The organism is Mesorhizobium sp. M1142 (assembly GCF_040318565.1).
Taxonomy (GTDB): Bacteria; Pseudomonadota; Alphaproteobacteria; order Rhizobiales; family Rhizobiaceae; genus Mesorhizobium.
In genome coordinates, this window is the sequence record NZ_JAMYMK010000003.1 from 38,116 (window position 1) to 62,146 (window position 24,031).

Here is a 24,031-nt window from a genome sequence, read left to right on the forward strand (position 1 = left end):
TGCACGTCATGCACATTCGGGGTCGGACTTTGATCTAGACCAAAGTCGGGGCAAGGTCACGCCTCATGATCGAAGATTCGCCCTTTGTCGCGGCCGCACCGGTGCTGGTGCCGATGCCCGCCGAGCGCCCCTACACCTATGCCGTGCCGGCTGGCATGCGCGTGGTGCCGGGCTCGATCGTGCGCGTTCCGCTTGGGCCCCGCCAGGTCGCCGGCATCGTCTGGGACGGCGCCGTCGAAAAGGTCGACGCGAAGAAATTGCGGCCGATCGAGCAGGTTTTCGACTGCCCGCCGATCGACCGCGCGATGCGGCGTTTTGTCGATTGGGTGGCGCAGTACACGCTGTCGCCGCCCGGCATGGTGGCGCGCATGCTGCTCAGGGCGCCGGAGGCGTTCGATCCGGAGCCGTGGATCGAAGGGCTGCAGCGCACCTTCGCCAAGCCCGACCGGATGACGGAGGCGAGGACGCGCGTGCTGGAGACGGCCGAAGGCGGACTTGCCTGGACGCGATCCGGCCTGGCGCATGCGGCAGGCGTGTCGTCGACGGTGGTGGACGGGCTGCGGGCGCAGGGCGTATTCCAGACGGTGATGATCCCGCCGCGGCCGGTGGTCGCAGCACCCGATCCCGGCTACGCCGTGCCTTCACTGACGCCCGACCAGAGCGATGCCGCCGAGACGCTGCGCGCCAATGTCGCGACCGGTACATTCGGGGTCACCCTGCTCGACGGTGTAACCGGATCCGGCAAGACGGAGGTCTATTTCGAGGCGGTCGCGGCCGCGCTCGATCGCGGCAAGCAGGTGCTGATCCTGCTGCCGGAAATTGCGCTGACCCATGCCTTCCTCGAACGCTTCCAGGAGCGGTTCGGCGCCAAGCCGGCGGAGTGGCACTCGGACCTGCCGCCAAGGATGCGCGAAAAGGTCTGGCGGCAGGTAGCGGAAGGCGGCGTGCGGGTCGTCGCAGGCGCGCGCTCGGCGCTATTCCTGCCATTCAGGGAGCTTGGATTGATCGTCGTCGACGAAGAGCACGATCCCGCCTACAAGCAGGAGGATCGCGTCTTTTACAACGCGCGCGACATGGCCGTGGTGCGCGGCCATATCGGCGGTTTTCCGGTCGTGCTCGCTTCGGCGACACCGTCGGTCGAAAGCCGGGTCAATGCCAGCCAGGGCCGCTACAGCAGGGCGGTGCTTTCGGCGCGCTTTGCCGAGGCGGCACTTCCCGATCTCAAGACGGTCGACATGCGCCGCGCGCCGCCGGCACGCGGCGGCTTCCTGTCGCCGGTGCTGCTCGGCCATATGCGGCAGACGCTGGAAAGAAAGGAACAGTCGCTGCTGTTCCTCAACCGGCGCGGCTATGCGCCGCTGACGCTCTGCCGGGTCTGCGGCCACCGCTTCGGCTGTCCGGTCTGCTCGGCCTGGCTGGTCGAGCACCGCTTTCGCGGCCAGCTCGTCTGCCACCACTGCGGGCACAATGAACGCCGGCCCGAAGCCTGTCCGGAATGCGGCACGCTCGATCATCTGGTCGCCTGCGGGCCAGGCGTCGAGCGCATCGCCGAGGAGGTCGTCGCGCATTTCCCCGATGCCCGCACCATCGTCTTGTCGTCGGACCTGATGGGCGGCGTGCGGCGGCTGCGGCTCGAGCTTGAAGCCATCGCCAATGGCGAGGCCGACATCGTCATCGGCACGCAACTCGTCGCCAAGGGCCACAACTTCCCCAACATGACGCTGGTCGGTGTGGTCGATGCCGATCTCGGCCTTGCCAATGGCGACCCGCGCGCCGCCGAGCGCACCTTCCAACTGCTCAGCCAGGTGACCGGCCGCGCCGGTCGCACCGGCAAGAAAAGCCTCGGCCTGCTGCAGACCTTCCAACCCGACCACCCGGTGATGCGCGCGATCGTCTCAGGCGATGCCGAGGCCTTCTACGAGCGCGAGATCGCCGAGCGTGAGCGGGCGGGGCTGCCGCCCTTCGGCAGGCTCGCCGGCGTCATCGTCAGCGCGGCGACACGGGCCGAAGCCGAAGGGCACGCCCGTGGCCTGCGCCGCGCCGCGCCGCAAGCCACCGACCTGTTCGTGCTCGGCCCGGCCGAGGCGCCGCTGTCATTGATCGGCGGCCGCCATCGCTTTCGCCTGCTGATCCAGGGCGAGCGGCGCGCCGACATGCAAGGGTTCATTCGCACCATGTTGGCCGAGGGACCGAAGATAAGGGGCTCGGTGCGAGTCCAGGTCGACATCGACCCGCAGAGCTTTTTGTAAGCTGTCGAATTACCCTTTCGAGGCGCGTTCGGTGAATGGGTTCAGGTAAGGCACGTCGAGAATCGCAAAATGCCGGGTGTTGGCCGTCAAAACTGACAGGCCGTGCAAACGGGCAGTAGCTGCGATCAGAACGTCCGCCAGACCCGGATTGGCGCCTCTGGCGATAGTGGCGTCTTCCAGTTTTCCGGCTTCTCGCGCGATTGCTAAATCGATGGGAAGGATGCGCTGGTTGAACTCTAGAAGCAACCTTTCGAACCACTCATTGATGCGCTCTGCCTTCATATGCCCGCCCGCCCGCTTCAGTTTCGCGATTCCTCGTTCCACCTCCAAGATGACGATCGACGAGAGCTGCCAAGAGCCGCGTTCTCCTTGTTCGGCAACCCAGTTCTGCACGTGTGCCGGAAGCAGAGGCCGACCAGGTGCAAATGCCGAGAGAAAAGACGTATCAAGCAGATAGCCGGTCAAAACTCCACTTCCCGCGACGGCGATTCGTTTCGCTCAAGCTCGATGCCGCCTGGATACTGAAGCAGGAAATCCACGAAGTCTTTTTGGCTGTTCTGCGGATAAAGTTTCCGTCCCTCACCGATTGGCACCACCATGACTGCGGGCTTGCCGTGCTTGGTGATAACCGTGGGCTCACCGTTCTCAGCAGCCTCCACGAGCGCGGAAAGGCTGGCCTTTGCCTCTCGTAGTTGCATCGTCTTCATGCGCGGAACCTCTTGTGGTCTCATGTAGTCACAATATAGGAATTGTGCAGAAAAAAACAGCCCGTTGTGTAACGTCCTGTTAGCCCGGTCGATACAACGGCGCTCGCGTTGGGCTGACGCCCCGTAAATTGCGACGGCCCATCTGGCGCATGTCTCTTGCTTCGCTAGAATGCCCGAAAATTTTGAATATCCATTTACGAGGGGACAAGGATGGAATTTGCGTTTCCATGGCCGATGAGCCAGGGCGAGTGGCTGGCATGGTCAAGCGCCGTCGTGACCTTGCTTTTCGGGCTGCTGCTGTTCCTGGCGCCAGGGCTGGCGTTCCGGATTCTCAGGCTGCAGGTCAAGCCCGAGAAGGCGGCGGCGATCGCCGAAGGTCGCGGCAGGATGTCGGGCTTCTATCTCGGTGTCAGCCTGTGCTGCATCCTCTTGGCGCAGCCGCTGCTCTATATGGCGCTCGGCTTCTCCTGGCTGTTCACCGCCTTCGGCCGGCTGCTGTCGATGATGTCGGACGGCGCCAACACGCCGTTCAACTGGGCTTCCATCGTCGTCGAGCTGGTGCTGGCGGCGCTGCCGCTTGCCTTCGCCTTCGGCTTTTTGCCCTGAATCAGGGATCAATCCGGGGTTGGTTGCTGAACTCGCCCGGCGGATGCGACAATAGTGCCTGAAAACCATGCCGGACGACGCATTGCGGTCTGAAAATGCCTGTGCTAGACGGCAATCGACTTTCGACCGGGGATAGCGGAAGCCGCGCCTCCGTGCTTGGAAAAATGCAGTAAGGTCAAAGATTTAGCCAGAGTTTTTGCTCGCGCCAACAATCTGCGGCCTATCAGACAAGAGAAAAGACGGTCCGTGGCCCAATCGTCATCGCCAATCTCAGGTGTCGCAGAACGCTATGCGGGTTCGCTGTTCGAACTCGCGCTGCAGGCCAATTCGGTCGCCGGCGTCGAGGCCGACCTCAACAGGTTCGAAACGATGCTCGAAGGCAGCGCTGACCTTTCGCGGCTGATCAGGAGCCCTGTCTTCTCCAGCGAGGACCAGGCCAAGGCGATCGCCGCGATCGCCGACAGAGCAGGGATTACCGGCCTCACCGGCAATTTCCTGCGCGTCGTTGCCCAGAATCGCCGGCTGTTCGCCGTGCCCGGCATGATCAAGGCGTTCCGCCAGATCGCCGCCGAACACCGCGGCGAGACCGCTGCCGAGGTCACCTCGGCGCATGCGCTGACGCCTGCCCAGGAAACCGAGCTGAAAGCAGCGCTGAAAAGCGTCGCCGGCAAGGACGTGGCGATCACGGTCACCGTCGATCCGTCGCTGCTCGGCGGACTGGTGGTCAAGATCGGCTCGCGCCAGATCGATACGTCGCTCAAAACCAAACTCAATTCGCTCAAGCTTGCACTGAAAGAGGTCGGCTGATGGACATCCGCGCCGCGGAAATTTCCGCAATTCTGAAAGACCAGATCAAGAATTTCGGCAAGGAGGCCGAGGTCTCCGAAGTCGGCCAGGTGCTGTCCGTCGGTGACGGTATCGCCCGCGTCTACGGCCTCGACAATGTCCAGGCCGGCGAGATGGTCGAGTTCCCCGGCGGCATCCGCGGCATGGCGCTCAACCTCGAAGCCGACAATGTCGGCGTCGTCATCTTCGGCGCCGACCGCGACATCAAGGAAGGCGACACCGTCAAGCGCACCGGCGCCATCGTCGATGCGCCCGTCGGCATGGGCCTGCTCGGCCGCGTCGTCGACGCGCTCGGCAACCCGATCGACGGCAAAGGCCCGATCCAGGCCACCGAACGCAAGCGCGTCGACGTCAAGGCGCCCGGCATCATCCCGCGCAAATCGGTGAACGAGCCGATGTCGACTGGCCTCAAGGCCATCGACGCGCTGATCCCGGTCGGCCGCGGCCAGCGCGAGCTGGTCATCGGCGACCGCCAGACCGGCAAGACCGCGATCATCCTCGACACCATGCTCAACCAGAAATCGGTGCACGACAACGGCCCTGAGAAGGAAAAGCTGTACTGCGTCTATGTCGCCGTCGGCCAGAAGCGCTCGACGGTGGCGCAGTTCGTCAAGGTCCTGGAAGAGCGCGGCGCGCTCGACTATTCGATCATCATCGCCGCGACCGCCTCCGATCCGGCGCCGATGCAGTTCCTGGCGCCGTTCACCGCCTGCACCATGGGCGAATATTTCCGCGACAACGGCATGCACGCGCTGATCAGCTACGACGACCTGTCGAAGCAGGCCGTCGCCTATCGCCAGATGTCGCTGCTGCTGCGCCGTCCGCCGGGCCGCGAGGCCTATCCCGGCGACGTCTTCTACCTGCACTCGCGCCTGCTCGAGCGCGCCGCCAAGCTCAATGACGAAAATGGCGGTGGGTCTCTGACTGCGCTGCCGATCATCGAAACGCAGGCCAACGACGTGTCGGCCTATATCCCGACCAACGTCATCTCGATCACCGACGGCCAGATCTTCCTGGAAACCAATCTGTTCTTCCAGGGCGTGCGCCCGGCGGTCAATGTCGGCCTTTCGGTGTCGCGCGTCGGTTCCTCGGCGCAGATCAAGGCGATGAAGCAGGTTGCCGGGTCGATCAAGGGCGAGCTCGCGCAGTACCGCGAAATGGCTGCTTTCGCGCAGTTCGGCTCCGATCTCGACGCCGCCACGCAACGCCTGCTCAACCGCGGCTCGCGTCTGACCGAGCTGTTGAAGCAGCCGCAATTCTCGCCGCTCAAAGTCGAGGAGCAGGTCGCGGTGATCTTCGCCGGCGTCAACGGCTATCTCGACAAGCTGGCGGTCAACCAGGTCGGCAAGTTCGAGCATGGTCTGTTGTCGCATATGCGCTCGGCCGGCAAGGACGTGCTCGACGGCATCCGCAAGGAGAAGGCGCTGTCCGACGATCTGCGCGCCAGGCTGAAGGCAGAAATCGACGCCTTCGCCAAGACCTTTGCTTGAGCAGGACGGACGGGATCAGGTTTAAAGCATGCCTTCGTTAAAAGACCTTCGTAACCGTATCGCCTCGGTCAAGGCGACGCAGAAGATCACCAAGGCGATGCAGATGGTCGCCGCGGCGAAGCTGCGTCGCGCGCAGGAAGCGGCGGAAGCGGCGCGTCCCTATTCGGAGCGCATGGGCGCGGTGCTGGCCAATATCACCCAGGCGATCGGCGGCGGCGGCGATGCTCCGGCGCTGATGACCGGCACCGGCAAGGACGACGTGCATCTGCTTGTCGTCTGCACGGCCGAACGCGGTCTGTGCGGCGGCTTCAATTCGCAGATCGCCCGCTTTGCCCGCGACCACATCCGCAAGCTTCTGGCAGACGGCAAGCAGGTCAAGATCATCTGCGTCGGCAAGAAGGGGTTCGACATATTGCGCCGCGACTACGGGGCGCTGATCATCGAGCGTGTCGACCTGCGCGAGGTCAAGACGCTGGGCTTTGTCAATGCCGATGCCATCGCCAAGAAGGTGATCCACCTGTTCAACGAAGGCGGCTTCGACATCTGCACGCTGTTCTATTCGCAGTTCAAGTCGGTGATCAGCCAGATCCCGACGGCGCAGCAAATTGTCCCGGCGGGCGCGCCTGCGGCTGGCGCGGAAGTGAGGGACGGCGGCAGCGCTGTCTACGAATACGAGCCGGAGCCGGGCGAGATCCTCTCCGATCTCATCCCGCGCAACATTTCCGTGCAGGTTTTTCGCGCGCTGCTCGAGAATGCTGCCGGCGAGATGGGCGCCAAGATGAGCGCCATGGACAATGCGACGCGCAACGCCGGCGACATGATCAACAAATTGTCGATCACCTACAACCGCCAGCGGCAGGCGCAGATCACCAAGGAATTGATCGAAATCATTTCGGGCGCCGAGGCGCTCTAGGCACGCTCACAAGGAGGTCATCGACCTCAAGCGTGTGAGAAACAAAGAGACGAAAAGGGTAAGGACGATGGCGAAAGCAGCGACCCCGAAGACGGCAGCCCCGAAGGCCGCGGCACCAGCAGCAGCAAAGGCCGCTCCGGCCAAGAAAGCGGCAGCAACCAAGGTCGCCGCTGTGAATGCGCCGGCCGCCACCATCAAGAAAACCGGCCTGGCAGGCAAGGTTCGCCAGGTCATCGGCGCCGTTGTCGACGTCCAGTTCGGCGAACATCTGCCGGCGATCCTGAACGCGCTTGAGACGATCAACGTCGGCAATCGCCTGGTGCTAGAGGTGGCCCAGCATCTGGGCGAAAACACCGTGCGCTGCATCGCCATGGACTCGACCGAAGGTCTGGTCCGCGGCCAGGACGTCTATGATACCGGTGCACCGATCACCGTGCCGGTCGGCCCGGGCATGCTCGGCCGCATCATCAACGTCATCGGCGAGCCGGTCGACGAGGCAGGCCCGGTCGACGGCATCGAGATGCGCTCGATCCATCAGCCGGCGCCGACCTATGTCGAGCAGTCGACGGAAGCGCAGATCCTGGTCACCGGCATCAAGGTGCTCGACCTGCTGGCCCCCTATGCCCGCGGCGGCAAGATCGGCCTGTTCGGCGGCGCCGGCGTCGGCAAGACGGTGCTGATCCAGGAACTGATCAACAACGTCGCCAAGGCGCATGGCGGCTTCTCGGTGTTCGCCGGCGTCGGCGAGCGCACCCGCGAAGGCAACGACCTCTATCACGAGTTCATCGAGTCCGGCGTCAACAAGAAGGGCGGCGGCGAAGGCTCCAAGGCCGCGCTCGTCTATGGCCAGATGAACGAGCCGCCGGGCGCCCGCGCCCGCGTCGGCCTGACCGGGCTGACGGTTGCCGAATATTTCCGCGATCAGGGCCAGGACGTGCTGTTCTTCGTAGACAACATCTTCCGTTTCACGCAGGCGGGCTCGGAAGTGTCGGCGCTGCTCGGCCGCATTCCTTCGGCCGTGGGCTACCAGCCGACGCTGGCTACCGACATGGGTGCGCTACAGGAGCGTATCACCACGACGACCAAGGGTTCGATCACCTCGGTGCAGGCGATCTATGTGCCGGCCGACGACCTGACCGACCCTGCACCGGCGACCTCGTTCGCCCACCTCGACGCGACGACCGTGCTCAACCGCGCGATTTCGGAAAAGGGCATCTATCCGGCGGTCGATCCGCTCGATTCGACCTCGCGCATGCTCGACCCGATGGTTGTCGGCGAAGAGCATTATCAGGTCGCCCGCCAGGTGCAGTCGATCCTTCAGCGCTACAAGTCGCTGCAGGACATCATCGCCATCCTGGGCATGGACGAGCTGTCGGAAGAGGATAAGCAGACCGTGGCCCGCGCTCGCAAGATCGAGCGCTTCCTGTCGCAGCCCTTCTTCGTCGCCGAAGTGTTCACCGGCGCACCGGGCAAGCTGGTCGACCTCGCCGACACCATCAACGGCTTCAAGGGCCTTTGCAACGGCGATTACGACCATCTGCCGGAGGCCGCCTTCTACATGGTCGGCGGCATCGAGGAAGCGGTCGAGAAGGCACAGCGCCTGGCCGCTGAAGCGGCCTGATGGTGAATGGTCAATAGTGAATTGTGAATGGGGAGTAGCGGATAGGAAATCGGGGGCTGAGTGAAGGTCATTCTTTCTGACCATTCACCATTCACCATTCACCAGTCGCTAAATTGATCATGCCTGAAGCTTTCAAATTCGAACTGGTCTCGCCGGAGCGCCTCTTGGTTTCCGAGCAGGTCGAATCCGTCGTCATTCCGGGCGCCGAAGGCGAGATGACTGTCATGGCGCATCACGCACCCGTCATGACCACGATCAAGCCCGGCGTCGTCACGCTGAAGACCGTTTCCGGCAAGGAAGAGCGCTATGTGGTGTTCGGCGGCTTTGCCGACATCGTTCCGGCCGGCTGCACGCTGCTCGCCGAATCGGCTGTGGCCGTGGGCGACATCGACCGCGCCGACCTTGCCCGCCGCATCCAGGAGGCCAGGGAAGACGCCGCCGACGCCAAGGACGACCAGACCCGCAGCAAGGCCGAGCAGTTCCTCAACCAGCTTACGACGCTTGAAGGCGCGCTGTTGCCGGCTTAACAGGCGCCCCCTGCCTTCTCCCCTTGTGGGAGAAGGTGGATCGGCGCGCAGCGCCGAGACGGTTGAGGGGTGTTGGAAGAAACGAGACGGCGGCGATCCCTGGAGCACCCCTCATCCGACCGAGCTCCGCTCGGCCACCTTCTCCCACAAGGGGAGAAGGGGGGCTGGTCACACCGTCAGCGCCTCCACTGCGCGCATGACGCCGCGCAGTTCGGCGAGGCCCTTCAGGCGGCCGATGCAGGAATAGCCGGGGTTCACCTTCTTGCCGATGTCGTCGACGATGGCGTGGCCATGGTCGGGGCGCATCGGAATCTGCCAGTCCGCCCTGCCTGCCGCCTTGCGCCGGCGCTCTTCGCCAATCAGCGCCGACACGACCGCCACCATGTCGGTGTCGCCGTCGAGGTGCTCGGCTTCGTGGAAGGAGCCGTCTGGCTCCTTGGTGACGTTGCGCAGATGGGCGAAATGGATGTTTTCGGCGAAGGCCTTGGCCATCGTCGGCAGATCGTTCTGCGCGCCCGCCCCGTAGGAGCCGGTGCACAGCGTCAACCCGTTGGCCGGCGAAGCGACGGCGTCGAGCAGCGCGCGGGCATCATTGGCGTTGGAAACGATGCGCGGCAGGCCGAACAGCGAAAAAGGTGGATCGTCGGGATGGATCGCCATCCTGACGCCGGCCTCTTCGGCCACCGGCACGATCTCGCGCAGGAAGGCAAACAGGTTTTCGCGCAGACCTTCGGTTGAGACGTCCTTGTAGAGGTCGAGGGCACGGCGGAAGCTTGCCCGATCGAAGATGAATTCGCGCGCCGGAACCCAGCCGATCAGGTTGCGCTCCAGCCTTGCCTTGTCGCTGTCGCTCATCCCTTGCAGTCGCACACGCGCGGCCTCGACGCGGGCCGGCGGGTGATCGGCCTCCGCCCCTTCTCGCTCAAGGATGAAGACGTCATAGGCGCAGAGCTCGACGACATCGAAGCGCAGCGCCGTGCCGCCATGCGGCATGGGATAATCGAGATCTGTGCGCGTCCAGTCGGTGATCGCCATGAAATTATAGCAGACGGTATTGATCCCGGCGGCGGCGACGGAGCGGACCGACGCCTTGTAATTGTCGATCAGGGTGCGCCAGTTGCCGCTGCGGGTCTTGATGTCCTCATGGACGACAATGCTTTCTACCACATCCCAGGTCAGGCCCGCTGCCTCGATGTCGGCCTTGCGCCTGGCGATCTCGTCCGCCGGCCAGGCGCGGCCGTCATTGAGGTGATGCAGCGCGCTGACGATGCCGACGGCGCCGGCTTGACGGACATGGGCAAGCGTCACCGGATAGTCTGGCCCGAACCAGCGCCAGGTTTGTCTCATGGCTTCTCACTCCCTATGCCAAGCGCCACGAAGGCAGCGGCAGGTCCGCCTCGCCGCAGGCGCTCGAGATGGGCTGCCGTCAGATCGATCAGTGTCATGCGGTGGGAATGGTCTTTGGCGAAGCCGGCGAGATCGAACATCGCTGTCACCGTTTCGATAGCTGGCCGGCTGCCGAGCACAGTAAGCCGAGTGTCGATCGGGTCGGTAAAATGGGCTTCCGGCAAAGTTTTGCCGCGCGCCTCGCAAGCGGCGATCCAGGCCGCCACCACCAGCATGAGATGCGCGGGCGGGTCACCGGCACCCAGCCGATCGACGGCCGAGGCGACGATGCGCTGCGGCAGTTTCTGGCTGCCGTCATTGGCGATCTGCGCCGTGCGATGGGCGAGGGCGGTGTTCGAATAGCGTTCGGCGAGCTGGGCCGTGTAGCCGGCCGTATCGAGCCCGGCGTCCTGCGGCAGCGTCGGGATGGCTTCGGCCCATAGTCCGTCGACGAATTGCCGGATCGCCGGATCGGCAAAGGCGCGGTCGACCGTGTCGTAGCCGCTGAGCAGGCCGAGATAGGCGATTGCCGAATGCGAACCGTTGAGCAGCCGCAGCTTCATGTCCTCGAAGGGCCCGACGTCGCCGACCATGGTGACGCCGAACTTTTCCCAGACCGGCCTGCCTGCCGGGAAATCATCCTCGACCACCCATTGGCAGAACGGCTCGGTCATCACCGGCCAGGCATCCTCGACGCCGAGCTCGACGGCGATACGCGCCCGGTCCGCATCGGTGGTCGCCGGCACGATGCGGTCGACCATGCTCGACGGGAAGGCGACGCCGTCGGCGATGTGCCCGGCAAGGCCGGGATCGCGCAGTGCCGCGAATTCGACCAGCAGGCGGTGCAGCGTGGCGCCATTGGCCGGAAGGTTGTCGCAGCAGAGCACGGTGAAGGGCTTGATGCCGGCGAAACGGCGGCGCGACAGCGCTTCGGTGAGAAAACCATGCGCCGTCCGTGGCATTTGCGGGTTAGCCAAATCATGGACGATGTCCGGATGGGTGCTGTCCAGACCGCCGCCGGCTGCTCTCAGATAAGCCTTTTCGGTGATCGTGAGCGTAACGATGCGGGTGCGCTGATCCGTCAGAGCGGCGAGCACCGCAGCCGGATCTTCCGGCGCCACCAGCATCGACAGGATCGAACCGACGACGCGCAGCTCTTCGCCGATGCTGCTCCTGATCGCCAGCGTGTAGAGGCCATCCTGCGGCGCTAGTGCGTCGCGTGTGTCTGGACTGCGCAAGGACACGCCGACAATGCCCCAGTCCGCCTCTCCCGCCGCCAGGCAGTGGTCGACATAGGCCGCCTGATGGGCGCGATGGAACGCACCGACGCCGAGATGGACGATGCCCGGTGCGACGCCGCCGCGGGCGTAGCGCGGAACCGCGACCGAAGCCGGCAGTGCCTTCAGCGTGCTGTTGGAAAGGCGTCTATTGGTCATTGCGCCACGTGTCTGATCGAGATTGTTGGGTCCTGCTGGCAGGCGGCGTAACACCCGATGCCGTCACGCACAATGGGCAATGGCCGACGAAAAGTCATCATACAACAACCCAGTTTTTGTATGTTGACATTATTTCTTTCCAACCCTACCGATGTCCGAGTTGGGAGGATTACGTGGCCGCATTGACGGATCCGGATTTGCTGTTTGCCGCCGAGGCGCGCCCGCTTTCGCTGGCCCGCGATCTCTACGCCGCGGTCAAGGATCTGCCGATCGTCAGCCCGCACGGCCACACCGATCCGCGCTGGTATGCGCTCAACGAGGCGTTTCCCGATCCGGCGCAATTGCTGATCGTGCCGGACCACTACATTTTCCGCATGCTGTTCAGCCAGGGCGTTCGGCTTGAGGAGCTTGGGGTGCCGACGCTTGACGGCTCGCCAGTGGAGACCGACGGCAGAACGATCTGGCGGCGCTTCGCCGAGCATTATTACCTGTTTCGGGGTACGCCGACCCGGCTGTGGTTCGACCATGTGCTCGCCCATCTGTTCGGCATCGGCGAGCCGCTGAATGCCAGGACAGCCGACCGCCACTACGACACGATCGCGACGCTGCTGCAGCGTGAAGACTATCGCCCGCGAGCGCTGTTCGAGCGCTTCAACATTGAAGTCATCGCAACGACCGAAGGCGCGCTCGACGATCTCCGATGGCACCAGATGATCCGCGACAGCGGCTGGGAGGGCCGCGTCGTCACCGCCTATCGGCCGGATGCGATCGTCGATCCCGACTTCGAAGGGTTCTCGGCCAATCTCGACCGGCTTGGCGAGGTCACCGGCTGCGACACCGGCAATTGGGCCGGCTATCTCGATGCGCATCGCCAGCGGCGCGCATTCTTCAAGAGCTTTGGCGCGACTTCCTCCGATCACGGCCATCCGACGGCCGAAACCGCCAATCTCTCGGATGCCGCCGCGCAGGAGTTGTTCAACCGCATCCGCCGCGGCTCGGACGACGAGCGCGAGCGAAAGCTGTTTCGCGCTCAGATGCTGACCGAGATGGCCAAGATGAGCCGCGACGACGGGCTGGTCCTGCAGATCCATCCCGGCTCCTGGCGCAATCATTCGCCGGCTGTCTTTCACAAGTTCGGCAGGGACAAAGGCTTCGATATTCCGACCCGAACCGAATATGTGACGGCACTGAAGCCGCTGCTCGACTGCGTCGGGCTGGAGCGCGACCTCACCATCATCCTCTTCACGCTCGACGAGACCAGCTATGCGCGCGAGCTGGCGCCGCTCGCCGGCGTCTACCCGGCATTGAAGCTCGGGCCGGCCTGGTGGTTCCACGACAGCCCCGAAGGCATGCGCCGGTTCCGCGAGATGACCACCGAAACGGCCGGTTTCTACAATACCGTCGGTTTCAACGACGACACCCGCGCCTTTCCATCCATACCGGCCCGCCATGATGTGGCGCGCCGGGTCGATTGCGCTTTTCTGGCGCGTCTCGTCGCCGAGCATCGGCTCGGCGAAGACGAGGCGCACGAGCTGGCGCAGGAACTTGCCTATACGCTCGCGAAAAAGGCGTACCGGCTCTAACGGCGCTTGCCGCCATCGTTCAAAACGGGAGGAAACCAATGCTGCATTTTTCAAGACTGGCGGGAGCTACGCTACTTGCCGCCGCACTGCTGGCCGGATCGGCAAGCGCCCAGACGGTCCTGCGCTCGTCCGACACCCACCCGGACGGCTATCCGACGGTCGAGGCGGTCAAATATTTCGGCGAGCTGGTGAAGGAGCGCACGGCCGGCCGCTATGTGGTCGAGATCTATCCTTCCGCGCAACTCGGCGAGGAAAAGGACACGATCGAGCAGGTGCGTACCGGCGTGATCGATCTCAACCGCGTCTCGATGGCGCCGTTCAACGGGCTCATCCCGGAGACCACCGTGCCCTCGCTGCCCTACATCTTCCGTTCGGAAGAGCATATGCACAAGGTCATGGACGGGGCGATCGGCGACCAGATCGCGGCGGCGTTCGACCAGGTCGGGCTGGTGCTGCTCGCCTTTTACGACGGCGGCTCGCGCTCCTTCTACAATTCGAAGAAGCCGATCAACACCGTGGCCGACATGGCCGGGATGAAGTTCCGCGTCATCCAGTCCGACATCTTCGTCGACATGGTGGCGGCACTCGGCGCCAACGCGACGCCGATGCCGTATGGCGAAGTGTATTCGGCGATCGAGACCGGGGTGATCGACGGCGCGGAGAACAATTTTCCGAGCTACGACACCGCCAAGCACGCGGAAGTCGCCAAGTACTATTCGCTCGACGAGCACACGATGGTGCCGGAAGCCTTCGTCATGGCGAAGTCGAGCTGGGACAAGCTGACGCCGGAAGACCAGGCGATCTTCAAGGCGGCCGCCAAGGAGAGCGTCGCCAAGCAGCGCGAGCTGTGGACCGCCAAGGTCAAGGAATCGCGCGCCAAGGTCGAGGCGGCCGGTTCGCAGATCACGACGCCGGACAAGCAGCCCTTCATCGACGCGATGGGGCCGGTCTATGAGAAGCACGTCAAGGACGACAAGCTGAAGGCGATGGTCGAAGCCATCAAGGCCGTGCAGTGATCAAGCGGCGGCGCGGACATTCCGCGCCGCCATCCTCTTGGGGAGAAAACCGGTGACTTCCAGCCCAAAACCAACACCGCTCCTGTCCGGCGTCGCGCAAGTGATGTCGCGCGTCAGCACGGCGGCGCTGTCGATCGCCGGCATCGGGCTGGTGCTGATGACCGCCTTCGTCGCCTGGCAGGTGTTCGGCCGCTATGTTCTGAACCGCTCGCCGAGCTGGACCGAGCCCGGCTCGGTGATGCTGATGAGCTGGTTCATTTTCCTCGGCGCTGCCGTCGGTGTGCGCGAGAACTACCATCTTGGCTTCGACGTACTGCTCTACGTGCTGCCGAAAGGCGGCAAGCGCTGGCTGCGGATGATTTCGGATCTTGTCGCGCTCGCCTTCGGCATCGGCATGATCTGGTATGGCAGCCAGCTGGTCGCATTGACCTGGGGCTCCGTCTTGCCGTCACTCGGCATATCGGGGGGCTGGGACTATGTCCCGCTTGTCGCGGGAGGCGCGCTCATCGTGCTCTTCACGCTGGAGCGCATCGTGCTTCGCCTCTCCGGCGCGCCGATCGACGATGCCCTCGATGAACTGCCGCCGGCCGAAGTCGCGGCCGAACTCGACACCGCCAACGTGAATGTCTGACGCCATGGAACTGTGGATTCTCTTCGGCGTCTTCACCCTGCTGATGCTTATCGGCACGCCGATCGCTTTCTGCCTGGGCGTCGCAAGCCTCGCCACCGTCCTCTATATGGGCCTGCCGCCGCTCATCGTGTTCCAGCGCCTGAATTCCGGCATGAGCGTCTTTTCGCTGCTGGCCATTCCGTTTTTCATCTACGCCGGCGACTTGATGGTGCGCGGCGGCATCGCCAGCAAGATCGTTGCCTTCGCTGGCTCGCTCGTCGGCCATTTGCGCGGCGGCCTCGGCCAGGTCAACATTGCAACCGCTACACTGTTCGGCGGCATTTCCGGCTCAGCGGTTGCGGAGGCAGCGGCGGTAGGCGGCCTGATGATCCCGCAGATGAAGGCGCGCGGCTATGGAGCGGACTACGCCGTCAACGTCACGTCGATGGCGGCACTGATCGCGCTGCTGCTGCCGCCGTCGCACAACATGATCATCTACTCGATCTCGGCAGGCGGAAAGATCTCCATCGCCGATCTGTTCACGGCCGGTATCATCCCGGGCCTGCTACTGGCCCTGTCGCTGATGGTCACCGCCTATATCGTGGCGCGCTCCCGCGGCTATCCGACCGAGGCGTTTCCGGGCTTCACCGCGGTCGCGCATCTTTTCGCCGTCGCCGTGCCCGGCCTGCTGCTGATCGCGATCATCTTCGGCGGCGTGCGATCGGGCGTGTTCACGGCTACCGAGAGTTCCTGTATCGCCGTCATCTATGCGCTGCTCGTGACCGTCTTCGTTTACCGGCAGATGACCTGGGAAGGGTTCGTTCATGCCACCCATGGCGCCGTGCGCACCACGGCCATGGTGCTGCTCATCATCGGCATGGCGGCGGCGTTCTCGTGGCTGATGGCCTTCCTGAAAGTGCCGGCAGCGCTCATCGCCTCCATGAACGCGATCTCGGACGATCCGCTGGTCGTGCTTCTCCTGCTCAACCTCCTGATGCTGTTCCTCGGCACGTTCATGGACATGGGGCCAACGATCATCATTTGCACGCCTATCTTCCTGCCCGTGGCGCAGGCCTACGGCGTCGATCCGGTGCATTTCGGCGTCATCATGATCCTCAATTTCGGCATCGGGCTGAACACGCCGCCGGTGGGCGCAGTGCAGTTCGTGGCGTGTGCCGTGGGCAAGATATCCGTCTGGGAATCGATGCGCTCGATCTGGCCATTCTATGGCGCAGGCCTCGTGGTGCTGGCGCTCGTCACTTACATTCCGGCCATTTCGCTATGGCTGCCGAGCGTCTTCAAATAGGGGGTGCGACATGGCATCGGACACTGCCGTCGGGCTCCGCGTCGAACGAAGACCGAAGCTTTCGGAAACCGTCGTCGCGGCGATCCGCAAGCAGCTGCAGGCGGGCGAGATCCAGCCTGGGCAAAAGCTGCCGACCGAGGGCCAGCTGACGGAAACCTTCGGGGTCAGCCGCACCGTGATACGCGAGGCGCTGGCCAAGCTTGCCGCCGACGGCCTGGTCGAGCCGCGCCAAGGCGCCGGCGTCTTCGTTACCGAGCATATCTCGACAGCGTTCGGTGCTCTGGCAGCGGAGATGGGCAGCAAGGATTCGATTGCCCTCAACGTGCTCGAAGTCAGGTTGGCGATCGAGATCGAATCCGCCGGGCTCGCCGCCATACGGCGCAACGCCGCGCAGGAAGCGGCAATCCAGGAAGCCTTCTTCGAGTTCGAACGGCTGCTCCTCAACAGCGAGCCGACTGGACCGGCAGACCTTGCCTTCCACCGCGCAATCGCCAGCGCCACCAACAATCCGTTCTATGTCGAGATGCTCGACGTGCTCGGCCGGCGCGCTATTCCTTGCGATGTGACCTCGCCCTGGTCGACCGAGTTCGCACAGTCCGACGCCTACCAGCGCGGCCTGCAGCGCGAACACCTGATGATCCTCAACGCCATCTCGGCAGGCGATGCCGAAGCGGCGCGGGAGGCGATGCGCGCGCATCTCGGTGCCAGCCAGCAGCGCTATCGCGAGCGCCTGCACGCGCGCCAGATTTTTTATGCCGACTCGGTCAAGGCCGCGGCAACTGAATAAGCAATTGAGGCAGCCCCATGGGACAGCAATGAATCACACTGACAATCATACGGATTTCACCTCCCGCTTCGCCATCGATCCTGTTTGTGCCGCAGCCATGGGAACGGACGAGCTGCGACACTATTTCCTGATCGAGGACTTGTTCCAGCCCGGCCGCATCAGCCTGACCTACACCCATTACGACCGCATGATAGTCGGCGGCGCCATGCCCGCCGGTACACCGCTGCCGCTGCAGGCGATCAAGCCGACCGGGACCAAGAATTTTCTCGACCGCCGTGAGATGATCATCGTCAACATCGCCGGTGCCGGCGTCGTGAAAGCCGGCGGTCAATCCTACGAGTTGCAGGCGCGCGACATGCTCTATCTCGGCATGGGCACGGATGAGGTATCGTTTGCTGCGACCAATCCGGCAGCGCCGGCTAAATTCTACCTGCTCAGCGCGCCGGCGCATCAGGGCCATCCCAACCGGCTGATCCGCATCGGCGATGCCAAGCGGCTCGATCTCGGCAGCCAGGCGACCTCCAACGAGCGCTCGATCTTCCAGTTCATCCATGCCGATGGGGTAAAGACCTGTCAGCTTGTCGTCGGCATGACGCAGCTTGCCCCCGGTTCCGTCTGGAACACCATGCCATGCCATGTGCATGACCGGCGCATGGAGGCCTATCTCTATTTCGACCTGCCGGAGGCGGCGCGGATGTTTCACTTCATGGGCGAACCGGACGAAACGCGCCATCTCGTCATGCGCAACGAGGAGGCGGTGCTGTCGCCGGGATGGTCGATCCATTCGGGCGCCGGCACCTCGAACTACGCCTTCATCTGGGCGATGGCTGGCGACAATGTCGACTATACCGATGTCGACCTGGTGGCGATGGAGGAGCTCAAGTGAGCGATCTCTCGGCCTTCAGCCTTGCCGGCAAGCGCATCCTCGTCACCGGCGCCAATACCGGCATCGGCCAGGGCATCGCAGTGTCGATCGCGCGCGCCGGCGGCGCGGTCGTCGGCGTCGGCCGGTCGGCGATGGACGAGACGGCGGAGAAGATTGCGGCTGTCGGCGGCCGCTTCGAGGCGGTCCGCTGCGATCTTGGTGATGATGCAGCCGCCCAGGCGATGCTTGACCGCGTCTGGGACGGCACCGGACCGCTCGATGGCCTGGTCAACAATGCGGGCATCATCCGGCGTGCCGATGCGGTCGACCTGACCGAAGCCGACTGGGACGACGTCTTGGGCGTCAATCTGAAGACGGTGTTCTTCCTCAGCCAGAGTTTTGCCAGGCGCGTGCTTGCCGACCCGGGACGGCGTGGCAAGATCGTCAACATCGCTTCGGTGCTGAGCTTTCAGGGCGGCATTCGCGTCGCCTCCTACACCGCCTCCAAACACGGCGTGCTCGGCATCACCCGCCTGCTTGCATGTGAATGGGCGGCAAAGGGCATCAACGTCAACGGCATTGCGCCGGGCTATATCGAGACCAACAACACCGAGGCGCTGCGCACCGATCCCGACCGCAGCGCTTCGATCCTGGCGCGCATTCCGGCCGGCCGCTGGGGCGCGCCGGAAGACATCGGCGACGCAGCCGTCTTCCTGCTGGCGCCAGCGTCCAACTACATGCACGGCGCGGTGGTGCCGGTGGACGGCGGCTGGCTGGCACGATGAACAACAAAAGGTGAGAGTTTGGCGATGACCGGAACCAAAATCTTCTCGCATGCCGGCGAGGCTGCGTGGACGCCGACGCCGGATGGCAACCGCAGGCGCGTGCTCCTGCACACGGATGAGCTGATGATGGTCGAATTCGGTTTCGACAAGGGTGGCGTCGGCGCGCTGCACTCGCACCCGCACGTCCAGGCGAGCTATGTCGCCGAAGGCCGCTTCGAAGTCACCATCGACGGCAGGACCGAAATCCTAGAGACCGGAAGCAGCTTCATCGTCCCGTCCAACCTTGTCCATGGCGTCAAGGCGCTGGAGGCGGGACGACTGGTCGACAGCTTTACGCCGCACCGCGCCGATTTCCTCGACTGAGCTGCGGGCCCGAAGATCAGGCAGCCGGTTTTCAGAACGAAAAAACCCGCGCCTCCGGAGAGACGCGGGCGTGTTGCCTGGGCGCTTGTGGCGCCGCGGTACTCAAAACATCACCGCAGAACCTGAACCTGCCGAATGATGGTGAAGATAGGATTAACCGCTCCGAGGCGGTGCGATATTCACAGCCAAGGCGAATAGGGGCTGGAACGACGGTCTGATATCGGCCAATGAGAGAAAAGTTCGCCTCAGGCGGTACCGCGGACAGGACCAGAGGGGTCGATAAATGTTCGAATCTGCTGTCCAGGCAATCACCTGGCGATTCGCCGGGGAATTTCGGCAGGTCGTATCCCCGAAAGTTCTGTAATGCAGGTAGCAGCGAGCATCCCGACAGAGGATTCCAAGCGGCGCGTCCTGAAGGATGTATTCGGCTTCGATGACTTTCGTCTCGGCCAGGCGGCCGTGATGGAGGCGCTGCTGGCCGGGCATCATGTGCTGGCTGTCATGCCGACCGGCGCCGGCAAATCGCTCTGCTACCAGGTCCCGGCGCTGGTGCTGGGCGGGCTCACCATTGTCGTTTCGCCGCTGGTGGCCCTGATGCAGGATCAGGTCGCCGCATTGCGCCTTGCCGGCGTGGCGGCCGATACGATCAATTCCTCGCTCGACCGCGATGCCAATGTCGCTGGATGGCGCCGTGTCGCGGCAGGCCAGACACGCCTGCTCTATCTTGCACCGGAGCGGCTAATGACCGTGCGAATGCTCGAGGCGTTGACCAAGCTCGATGTCCGGCTGATCGCCATCGACGAGGCGCATTGCATCTCGCAATGGGGACCGGCGTTCCGGCGCGAATACGAAGAATTGTCGAGACTACGTGATATCTTCCCGAAAGTGCCGATCATTGCGCTGACGGCGACGGCGGACGAGACGACGCGCACCGACATTGCCGCGCAGCTGTTCGACGGGCGCGTCGATACCGTGGTGCTCGGCTTCGACCGGCCGAACATCAAGCTAGGCATTGAGCCCAAGCAGGACAGCAAGCGCCAATTGCTAAACTTCGTGCAGCGCCATGCGGGCCGCAGCGGGATCGTCTATTGCCTGTCGCGCAAAAAGACCGAAGAGATGGCGGCGTTCCTCGAGCGCAGCGGCGTACGCGCGCTCGCCTATCATGCCGGCATGAGCAAGGACGCGCGTGAAGCGAATCAAAACGCTTTCATGACCTTGTCCGGCGTGGTGATGGTGGCGACCATCGCCTTCGGCATGGGGATCGACAAGCCGGACGTCGCCTATATCTTCCACACCGACCTGCCGGGCAGCTTGGAGGCCTATTATCAGGAAATCGGGCGGGCGGGCCGCGACGGGCGGGCGGCCGAGGCACATATGCTCTTCGGTCTCGGCGATATCCGCATGCGCCGGCTTTTCATCGAAGACGAGGACGCGCCGGCTGAGCACAAAAGGCGCGCGCATGGCCGACTCGATACGCTGATCGGCTACTGCGAGACGACGCAGTGCCGCCGTCAGATCCTGCTTGGCTATTTCGGCGAGAGTGCTTCGCCTTGCGGCAATTGCGACAACTGCCTCGACCAGGCGCCGCATGCGGATGGTGAGGCGGAGGCACGGCTCATCCTGGCGGCGATCGCACAGACCGGCGAGCGCTTTGGCGCCGGCCATGTCGTCGACGTTCTGCTCGGCCATGAGACCGAGAAGGTCCTGGACAGGAACCACCACAGGCTTGCCAGCTTCGGCACCGGTGTCGCGCACAAGAAAAATGTGTGGCTGTCGCTGGTCCGCCAGCTCGTCGCGGGAGGGTTTCTGACATTGGACTCAACGGGCCATGGCGGCCTCGCCATTGCCGAGAAGGGCTGTGCGCTGGCTCGGGGCGAGGCCTCGTTCCGGTATCGCGTGGACGCGCGCCAGTCATCGCGAGGCAAGATACGGACCGCACAGGATACCGCAACAGGCACGGAAGGTCTGGATTCGGTGCTGCTGGCCGCGCTCAAGGCTGTACGGCTGCGTCTTGCCCGGGAACGCCAGGTGCCGGCCTTCGTGATCTTTTCGGATCGTACACTGATCGATATGGCCGAACGCTGCCCGTGCGATCTGGACGCCTTCGCCGCGGTCAACGGCGTCGGCGCCGCCAAGCTCAAGGATTTCGGCGAGATATTCCTCGGCGCGATCGCTGCGCATCAATCTGGTGTGGCGGGCTGAAGACCCACTTCAGTGACGTAATCAGCACCTGCTTCGCCTCGCCGCCGCAATCGCAGCCTCCTGCTGCCGCAAGCGCTCGAGCTTCGCACTCTGGCGGGCAGCCACGGTCGAGGCGACACGCTGCCCTCCCAACAGCCAGCCCGGAATGTTGGTGTGGACGACTTTGCCACGAGCGATGGCTGTCGCCGACATTTCGTCGGCGACAGCGCCCATCGCCACGTTGAGCTCGACGCAACTCATCTTGTCGTATTTCGCAGCATCGAAGGATGCAGGCAAAGGCGATGCGCAACTTCCGACAAACATCAGGCTGCATATCAGAGGCGCGGCCGTGGAGATCGCCTTCATTTTCTTTTCAAGCACGTTGACGCCGGCCGAGCGAATTTCGGAGGGTTCTCGATCTCAGGCCGCGAAGCACTCCCGAGGTTCGGCGTAACTGAAGCATGTGACCTCTACAATACTCTGTGCTGACCGTCCTGTTTATCCTCGAAGAATTCCGAGAGTGCCGCTGCCGTTTTGTCGGGGTGCTCTTCCGGGAAAAAGTGCCCGCCTTGAACAGCGCGTCCTTCCACTCTGTCGGCCCATTTCCTCCAAATGGCCAGCGGCCCGCCCTCTTGCGCATACCAGTTCTCCAGGGCGCCTTCGCCACTCCATAGCGCCACTAGCGGACACTCGATGCGACTACCGTTTACCTGGTCCAGCGCGTCATGTTCACGATCGATCGTCGCAGCGGCGCGATACTCTTCGCAGATGGCGTGAATATGCGCGGGATCGCGAAGCGCATCAACATAGGCGTCCCTGACCTCTTTGGAGACCATTTTCGCCGACGATCCCCACTGCGTTATTGCATCGTCGACGACGGCATCGGGAGCCGCGCCTATCAGACGCTCCGGCAGGGGCTCCGGCTGGGCAAGAAGGCTCCAGGGCCAGAAGCCGAGTGCCAGTCTGGCATCCGCCCGATCCCATGTTGCGGCGGTGGGGATGATGTCGAGGACGGCGATTTTGAGCACTTTGTCGGGATGGTCGAGCGCCAGGCGATAGGCAACCCGCCCGCCACGGTCATGCCCGGCAACCATGAACCGCTCAAACCCCAGTTGCTTCATGGCCTGAACCATGTCGCCGGCCATGGCGCGCTTGGCGTATGGGCTATGATCGGCAGATGAAACCGGGCATCCGCTTTGCCCATAGCCTCGAAGGTCGGCGGCGACCACCGTGAAGCGGGGCGCCAAGGCTGCGGCGATATCCCTCCACATCAGATGCGTTTCTGGAAAACCGTGAAGAAGCAGCAGCGGCGGACCGGTGCCGCCGACCCTTGCGAAAATGGTCGTATCGTCCAGTCGCAAGCTGGTGGCTCTGAAACCTGCAAACACCGTCAGCCTCCTCGGGCGCCCTTAGACAAGCTCTCCAAGGGCGCTAACGGCCGCCTGAGGCGAACCCCGGCCGCGATGGCCTGGGTTCAAGCCGGCCAGTTGCTAGAATCGAAACCAGACCCACACGCGCCTGCGGAAGCACCGCCTGCGCCGATAGCCATTTCGCCAGTAAACGCGACAGACCCTTCTCCAAGCACGCCGGCGGCGCCGACGCGGCCGGTGCCACCGGCGATGATAGACTGGTTGCAACTCGGCTTGAGTTTCGTCGTCGTCGAAGGTTTCGACATCCGGCGCCTCGAGTTCATCGAGAATGCCGCTTCTGGCAGTTGGAACGCCGGCCACTGCGTTGATTGGCCGAACTGTGCTTGCAAGGGCCGCGGCCCCGGCAATGCCAAACATTCCTGTCAAAAATAGTCGCCGATCCATGGAAACCTCCCAGTCTTCAACCAGCGATAGAACAAGGCTAACGATGGGGAGATAGCGCAGTCGGTGCAAACGCCTAGTGCCGCCCGGCGATCGCAATGATCCGGTCGGCCGGAGGGCGTTGCCCTCCTCCCCGAAGTGGGATGGCTACCTCGATCGACAAACACCCGGCGCTTTCTGAATTTATGGCGAGCCGAGATCAACGAAGATCGAATGACGTCTACGCCAAAGCCACCCAATTTCACGCTACTCGCTTTGCAAGGAGGCTTGACGGCCATCCTACCAGAAGGTAGGTATGGGCATGAGCAACTTGTCTACCACCTCTGACGACATCCTGGCTTGTGCGCGTTCTCTGATCGTCGCTGGCGGCTACAACGGTTTCAGTTATGCCGACATCGCTGTTGTGGTCGGGATCCGTAAGGCGAGCATCCATCACCATTTCCCAAGCAAAGTCGATCTGGTTCGGACGCTGGTTGCGCGGTATCGGGAAGAAGCTGAAGCGGGGATGGCAAATGTCGAACTTCACGAATCCGATCCGCTCGAACAGTTGCGGATCTATGCCGGGTATTGGGAAGCCTGCATTGCGGACGCCAGCGCCCCGTTTTGTATCTGCGCGCTGTTGGCAAGCGAGCTCCCCGTTCTGCCCGAGGAAGTCGGCCTTGAGGTCCGGGCGCATTTCCGCTCCCTGTCGGCTTGGCTTACATCCGTGCTGGAGCGCGGCGCGCGGCGCGGCCAATTTCAACTGATGAGTACCCCTAGCGCCGAGGCTGAAGCGTTCATGGCGACCGTCCACGGCGCGATGCTTTCGGCACGGGCCTATGGCGACCCGACGATATTCGGCGTCGTGACAGGCCCGCTCCTGGAGCGGCTCGCTCCGCGTTCCCTCCAGATACGACACTAAGATCTCAACCAACCATAGCCGTAACGGCTCCGCGACGTTCGT

24 protein-coding genes are annotated in these 24,031 nt (G+C 63.6%); 18 read left to right on the plus strand and 6 right to left on the minus strand.

Going from position 1 to position 24,031, the window contains the following annotated elements; genetic code table 11:
- Positions 1–65 precede the first annotated feature (65 nt).
- A complete protein-coding gene (locus NKH42_RS06455; protein ID WP_352974007.1) occupies positions 66–2,249 on the plus strand; it encodes a primosomal protein N' in 2,184 nt (727 codons plus the stop codon).
- Between the two features lie 9 nt (positions 2,250–2,258).
- Here NKH42_RS06455 and NKH42_RS06460 read toward each other — a convergent pair whose 3' ends face one another.
- Together NKH42_RS06460 and NKH42_RS06465 are read right to left on the minus strand one after the other, a co-directional pair.
- Entirely contained in the window at positions 2,259–2,714 is a 456-nt protein-coding gene (locus tag NKH42_RS06460) for a type II toxin-antitoxin system VapC family toxin (protein WP_352471284.1), read from the minus strand.
- Positions 2,711–2,956, minus strand: a complete 246-nt coding sequence (locus NKH42_RS06465; protein WP_254018681.1) for a type II toxin-antitoxin system Phd/YefM family antitoxin — start codon at positions 2,954–2,956, stop codon at positions 2,711–2,713. The genes NKH42_RS06460 and NKH42_RS06465 overlap by 4 nt, the downstream gene beginning before the upstream one ends.
- Positions 2,957–3,166: 210 nt before the next feature.
- On the opposite strand from NKH42_RS06465, the gene NKH42_RS06470 reads away from it, so the two are divergent.
- From NKH42_RS06470 to NKH42_RS06495, 6 genes are all read left to right on the plus strand, one after another.
- Positions 3,167–3,562: an AGROH133_08824 family phage infection protein gene (locus tag NKH42_RS06470; protein WP_352500793.1), complete on the plus strand. Its 396-nt coding sequence runs from the start codon at positions 3,167–3,169 to the stop codon at positions 3,560–3,562.
- 246 nt (positions 3,563–3,808) lie between these two features.
- The gene (locus NKH42_RS06475) at positions 3,809–4,369 is read left to right on the plus strand and encodes a F0F1 ATP synthase subunit delta (protein ID WP_352504886.1); all 561 of its coding nucleotides are present in this window, start codon (positions 3,809–3,811) and stop codon (positions 4,367–4,369) included.
- A complete protein-coding gene (gene atpA / locus NKH42_RS06480) occupies positions 4,369–5,898 on the plus strand; it encodes a F0F1 ATP synthase subunit alpha (RefSeq protein ID WP_352450899.1) in 1,530 nt (509 codons plus the stop codon). Before NKH42_RS06475 ends, atpA begins: the two co-directional genes overlap by 1 nt.
- A 28-nt stretch (positions 5,899–5,926) precedes the next feature.
- Positions 5,927–6,811: a F0F1 ATP synthase subunit gamma gene (locus NKH42_RS06485; RefSeq protein WP_352504888.1), complete on the plus strand. Its 885-nt coding sequence runs from the start codon at positions 5,927–5,929 to the stop codon at positions 6,809–6,811.
- A 67-nt stretch (positions 6,812–6,878) separates the two neighbouring features.
- Complete coding sequence (gene atpD, locus NKH42_RS06490) at positions 6,879–8,432, plus strand: F0F1 ATP synthase subunit beta (protein ID WP_352974009.1); 1,554 nt, start codon at positions 6,879–6,881, stop codon at positions 8,430–8,432.
- Between the two features lie 119 nt (positions 8,433–8,551).
- The gene (locus NKH42_RS06495) at positions 8,552–8,959 is read left to right on the plus strand and encodes a F0F1 ATP synthase subunit epsilon (protein WP_352504890.1); all 408 of its coding nucleotides are present in this window, start codon (positions 8,552–8,554) and stop codon (positions 8,957–8,959) included.
- A 168-nt stretch (positions 8,960–9,127) separates the two neighbouring features.
- On the opposite strand, the gene uxuA is transcribed toward NKH42_RS06495, so the two are convergent.
- Both uxuA and NKH42_RS06505 read right to left on the minus strand, forming a co-directional pair.
- Positions 9,128–10,306, minus strand: coding sequence for a mannonate dehydratase (gene uxuA / locus NKH42_RS06500; protein WP_352504891.1), 1,179 nt, complete (start codon positions 10,304–10,306; stop codon positions 9,128–9,130).
- Positions 10,303–11,781: a mannitol dehydrogenase family protein gene (locus NKH42_RS06505; protein WP_352504892.1), complete on the minus strand. Its 1,479-nt coding sequence runs from the start codon at positions 11,779–11,781 to the stop codon at positions 10,303–10,305. The genes uxuA and NKH42_RS06505 overlap by 4 nt, the downstream gene beginning before the upstream one ends.
- Positions 11,782–11,954: 173 nt before the next feature.
- Between NKH42_RS06505 and uxaC the strand changes: the two genes are divergently transcribed.
- The 9 genes from uxaC to recQ all read left to right on the plus strand — a co-directional run bounded on the left by uxaC (position 11,955) and on the right by recQ (position 21,298).
- A complete protein-coding gene (uxaC, locus tag NKH42_RS06510; RefSeq protein ID WP_352751264.1) occupies positions 11,955–13,364 on the plus strand; it encodes a glucuronate isomerase in 1,410 nt (469 codons plus the stop codon).
- A 38-nt stretch (positions 13,365–13,402) separates the two neighbouring features.
- Complete coding sequence (locus NKH42_RS06515) at positions 13,403–14,380, plus strand: TRAP transporter substrate-binding protein (protein ID WP_023678091.1); 978 nt, start codon at positions 13,403–13,405, stop codon at positions 14,378–14,380.
- A gap of 103 nt (positions 14,381–14,483) precedes the next feature.
- Positions 14,484–15,011, plus strand: coding sequence for a TRAP transporter small permease (locus NKH42_RS06520; protein ID WP_352751276.1), 528 nt, complete (start codon positions 14,484–14,486; stop codon positions 15,009–15,011).
- Positions 15,012–15,015: 4 nt separating this feature from the next.
- Positions 15,016–16,296, plus strand: coding sequence for a TRAP transporter large permease (locus NKH42_RS06525; protein WP_023678089.1), 1,281 nt, complete (start codon positions 15,016–15,018; stop codon positions 16,294–16,296).
- Between the two features lie 10 nt (positions 16,297–16,306).
- A complete protein-coding gene (locus NKH42_RS06530; protein WP_352618125.1) occupies positions 16,307–17,083 on the plus strand; it encodes a FadR/GntR family transcriptional regulator in 777 nt (258 codons plus the stop codon).
- 28 nt (positions 17,084–17,111) lie between these two features.
- Positions 17,112–17,969: a 5-dehydro-4-deoxy-D-glucuronate isomerase gene (gene kduI, locus NKH42_RS06535; RefSeq protein ID WP_352740024.1), complete on the plus strand. Its 858-nt coding sequence runs from the start codon at positions 17,112–17,114 to the stop codon at positions 17,967–17,969.
- Complete coding sequence (kduD, locus tag NKH42_RS06540) at positions 17,966–18,733, plus strand: 2-dehydro-3-deoxy-D-gluconate 5-dehydrogenase KduD (protein WP_352751263.1); 768 nt, start codon at positions 17,966–17,968, stop codon at positions 18,731–18,733. Before kduI ends, kduD begins: the two co-directional genes overlap by 4 nt.
- Positions 18,734–18,757: 24 nt before the next feature.
- On the plus strand, positions 18,758–19,096 hold the full coding sequence (locus NKH42_RS06545; protein WP_352594361.1) for a cupin domain-containing protein: 339 nt from the start codon (positions 18,758–18,760) through the stop codon (positions 19,094–19,096).
- A 363-nt stretch (positions 19,097–19,459) separates the two neighbouring features.
- Positions 19,460–21,298 carry a DNA helicase RecQ gene (gene recQ / locus NKH42_RS06550; RefSeq protein WP_352751262.1) on the plus strand — a complete coding sequence of 613 codons (1,839 nt, stop codon included), beginning with the start codon at positions 19,460–19,462 and terminating at the stop codon, positions 21,296–21,298.
- A gap of 21 nt (positions 21,299–21,319) precedes the next feature.
- Here the strand turns inward: recQ and NKH42_RS06555 are convergent, their stop codons facing one another.
- Complete coding sequence (locus NKH42_RS06555; protein ID WP_352751260.1) at positions 21,320–21,574, minus strand: hypothetical protein; 255 nt, start codon at positions 21,572–21,574, stop codon at positions 21,320–21,322.
- A 173-nt stretch (positions 21,575–21,747) separates the two neighbouring features.
- Entirely contained in the window at positions 21,748–22,584 is an 837-nt protein-coding gene (locus tag NKH42_RS06560) for an alpha/beta fold hydrolase (RefSeq protein WP_352753823.1), read from the minus strand.
- On the opposite strand from NKH42_RS06560, the gene NKH42_RS06565 reads away from it, so the two are divergent.
- On the plus strand, positions 22,474–23,079 hold the full coding sequence (locus NKH42_RS06565) for a hypothetical protein (RefSeq protein ID WP_352753835.1): 606 nt from the start codon (positions 22,474–22,476) through the stop codon (positions 23,077–23,079). The two genes, NKH42_RS06560 and NKH42_RS06565, sit on opposite strands and share 111 nt — an antisense overlap.
- Before the next feature lie 310 nt (positions 23,080–23,389).
- Positions 23,390–23,989: a TetR/AcrR family transcriptional regulator gene (locus NKH42_RS06570; protein WP_352751275.1), complete on the plus strand. Its 600-nt coding sequence runs from the start codon at positions 23,390–23,392 to the stop codon at positions 23,987–23,989.
- Positions 23,990–24,031 lie beyond the last annotated feature (42 nt).

What these genes read in the sequence shown, in the direction of transcription:
- NKH42_RS06570 (WP_352751275.1), top strand. Translation starts at nt 23,390, where the DNA reads ATGAGCAACTTGTCTACCACCTCTGACGACATCCTGGCTTGTGCGCGT.
- NKH42_RS06470 (WP_352500793.1), top strand. Translation starts at nt 3,167, where the DNA reads ATGGAATTTGCGTTTCCATGGCCGATGAGCCAGGGCGAGTGGCTGGCA.
- NKH42_RS06545 (WP_352594361.1), top strand. Translation starts at nt 18,758, where the DNA reads ATGACCGGAACCAAAATCTTCTCGCATGCCGGCGAGGCTGCGTGGACG.
- atpD (WP_352974009.1), top strand. Translation starts at nt 6,879, where the DNA reads ATGGCGAAAGCAGCGACCCCGAAGACGGCAGCCCCGAAGGCCGCGGCA.
- uxuA (WP_352504891.1), bottom strand. Translation starts at nt 10,306, where the DNA reads ATGAGACAAACCTGGCGCTGGTTCGGGCCAGACTATCCGGTGACGCTT.
- atpA (WP_352450899.1), top strand. Translation starts at nt 4,369, where the DNA reads ATGGACATCCGCGCCGCGGAAATTTCCGCAATTCTGAAAGACCAGATC.
- kduI (WP_352740024.1), top strand. Translation starts at nt 17,112, where the DNA reads ATGAATCACACTGACAATCATACGGATTTCACCTCCCGCTTCGCCATC.
- NKH42_RS06505 (WP_352504892.1), bottom strand. Translation starts at nt 11,781, where the DNA reads ATGACCAATAGACGCCTTTCCAACAGCACGCTGAAGGCACTGCCGGCT.
- NKH42_RS06525 (WP_023678089.1), top strand. Translation starts at nt 15,016, where the DNA reads ATGGAACTGTGGATTCTCTTCGGCGTCTTCACCCTGCTGATGCTTATC.
- NKH42_RS06455 (WP_352974007.1), top strand. Translation starts at nt 66, where the DNA reads ATGATCGAAGATTCGCCCTTTGTCGCGGCCGCACCGGTGCTGGTGCCG.
- NKH42_RS06530 (WP_352618125.1), top strand. Translation starts at nt 16,307, where the DNA reads ATGGCATCGGACACTGCCGTCGGGCTCCGCGTCGAACGAAGACCGAAG.
- recQ (WP_352751262.1), top strand. Translation starts at nt 19,460, where the DNA reads ATGCAGGTAGCAGCGAGCATCCCGACAGAGGATTCCAAGCGGCGCGTC.
- NKH42_RS06520 (WP_352751276.1), top strand. Translation starts at nt 14,484, where the DNA reads ATGTCGCGCGTCAGCACGGCGGCGCTGTCGATCGCCGGCATCGGGCTG.
- NKH42_RS06495 (WP_352504890.1), top strand. Translation starts at nt 8,552, where the DNA reads ATGCCTGAAGCTTTCAAATTCGAACTGGTCTCGCCGGAGCGCCTCTTG.
- NKH42_RS06465 (WP_254018681.1), bottom strand. Translation starts at nt 2,956, where the DNA reads ATGAAGACGATGCAACTACGAGAGGCAAAGGCCAGCCTTTCCGCGCTC.
- NKH42_RS06485 (WP_352504888.1), top strand. Translation starts at nt 5,927, where the DNA reads ATGCCTTCGTTAAAAGACCTTCGTAACCGTATCGCCTCGGTCAAGGCG.
- NKH42_RS06515 (WP_023678091.1), top strand. Translation starts at nt 13,403, where the DNA reads ATGCTGCATTTTTCAAGACTGGCGGGAGCTACGCTACTTGCCGCCGCA.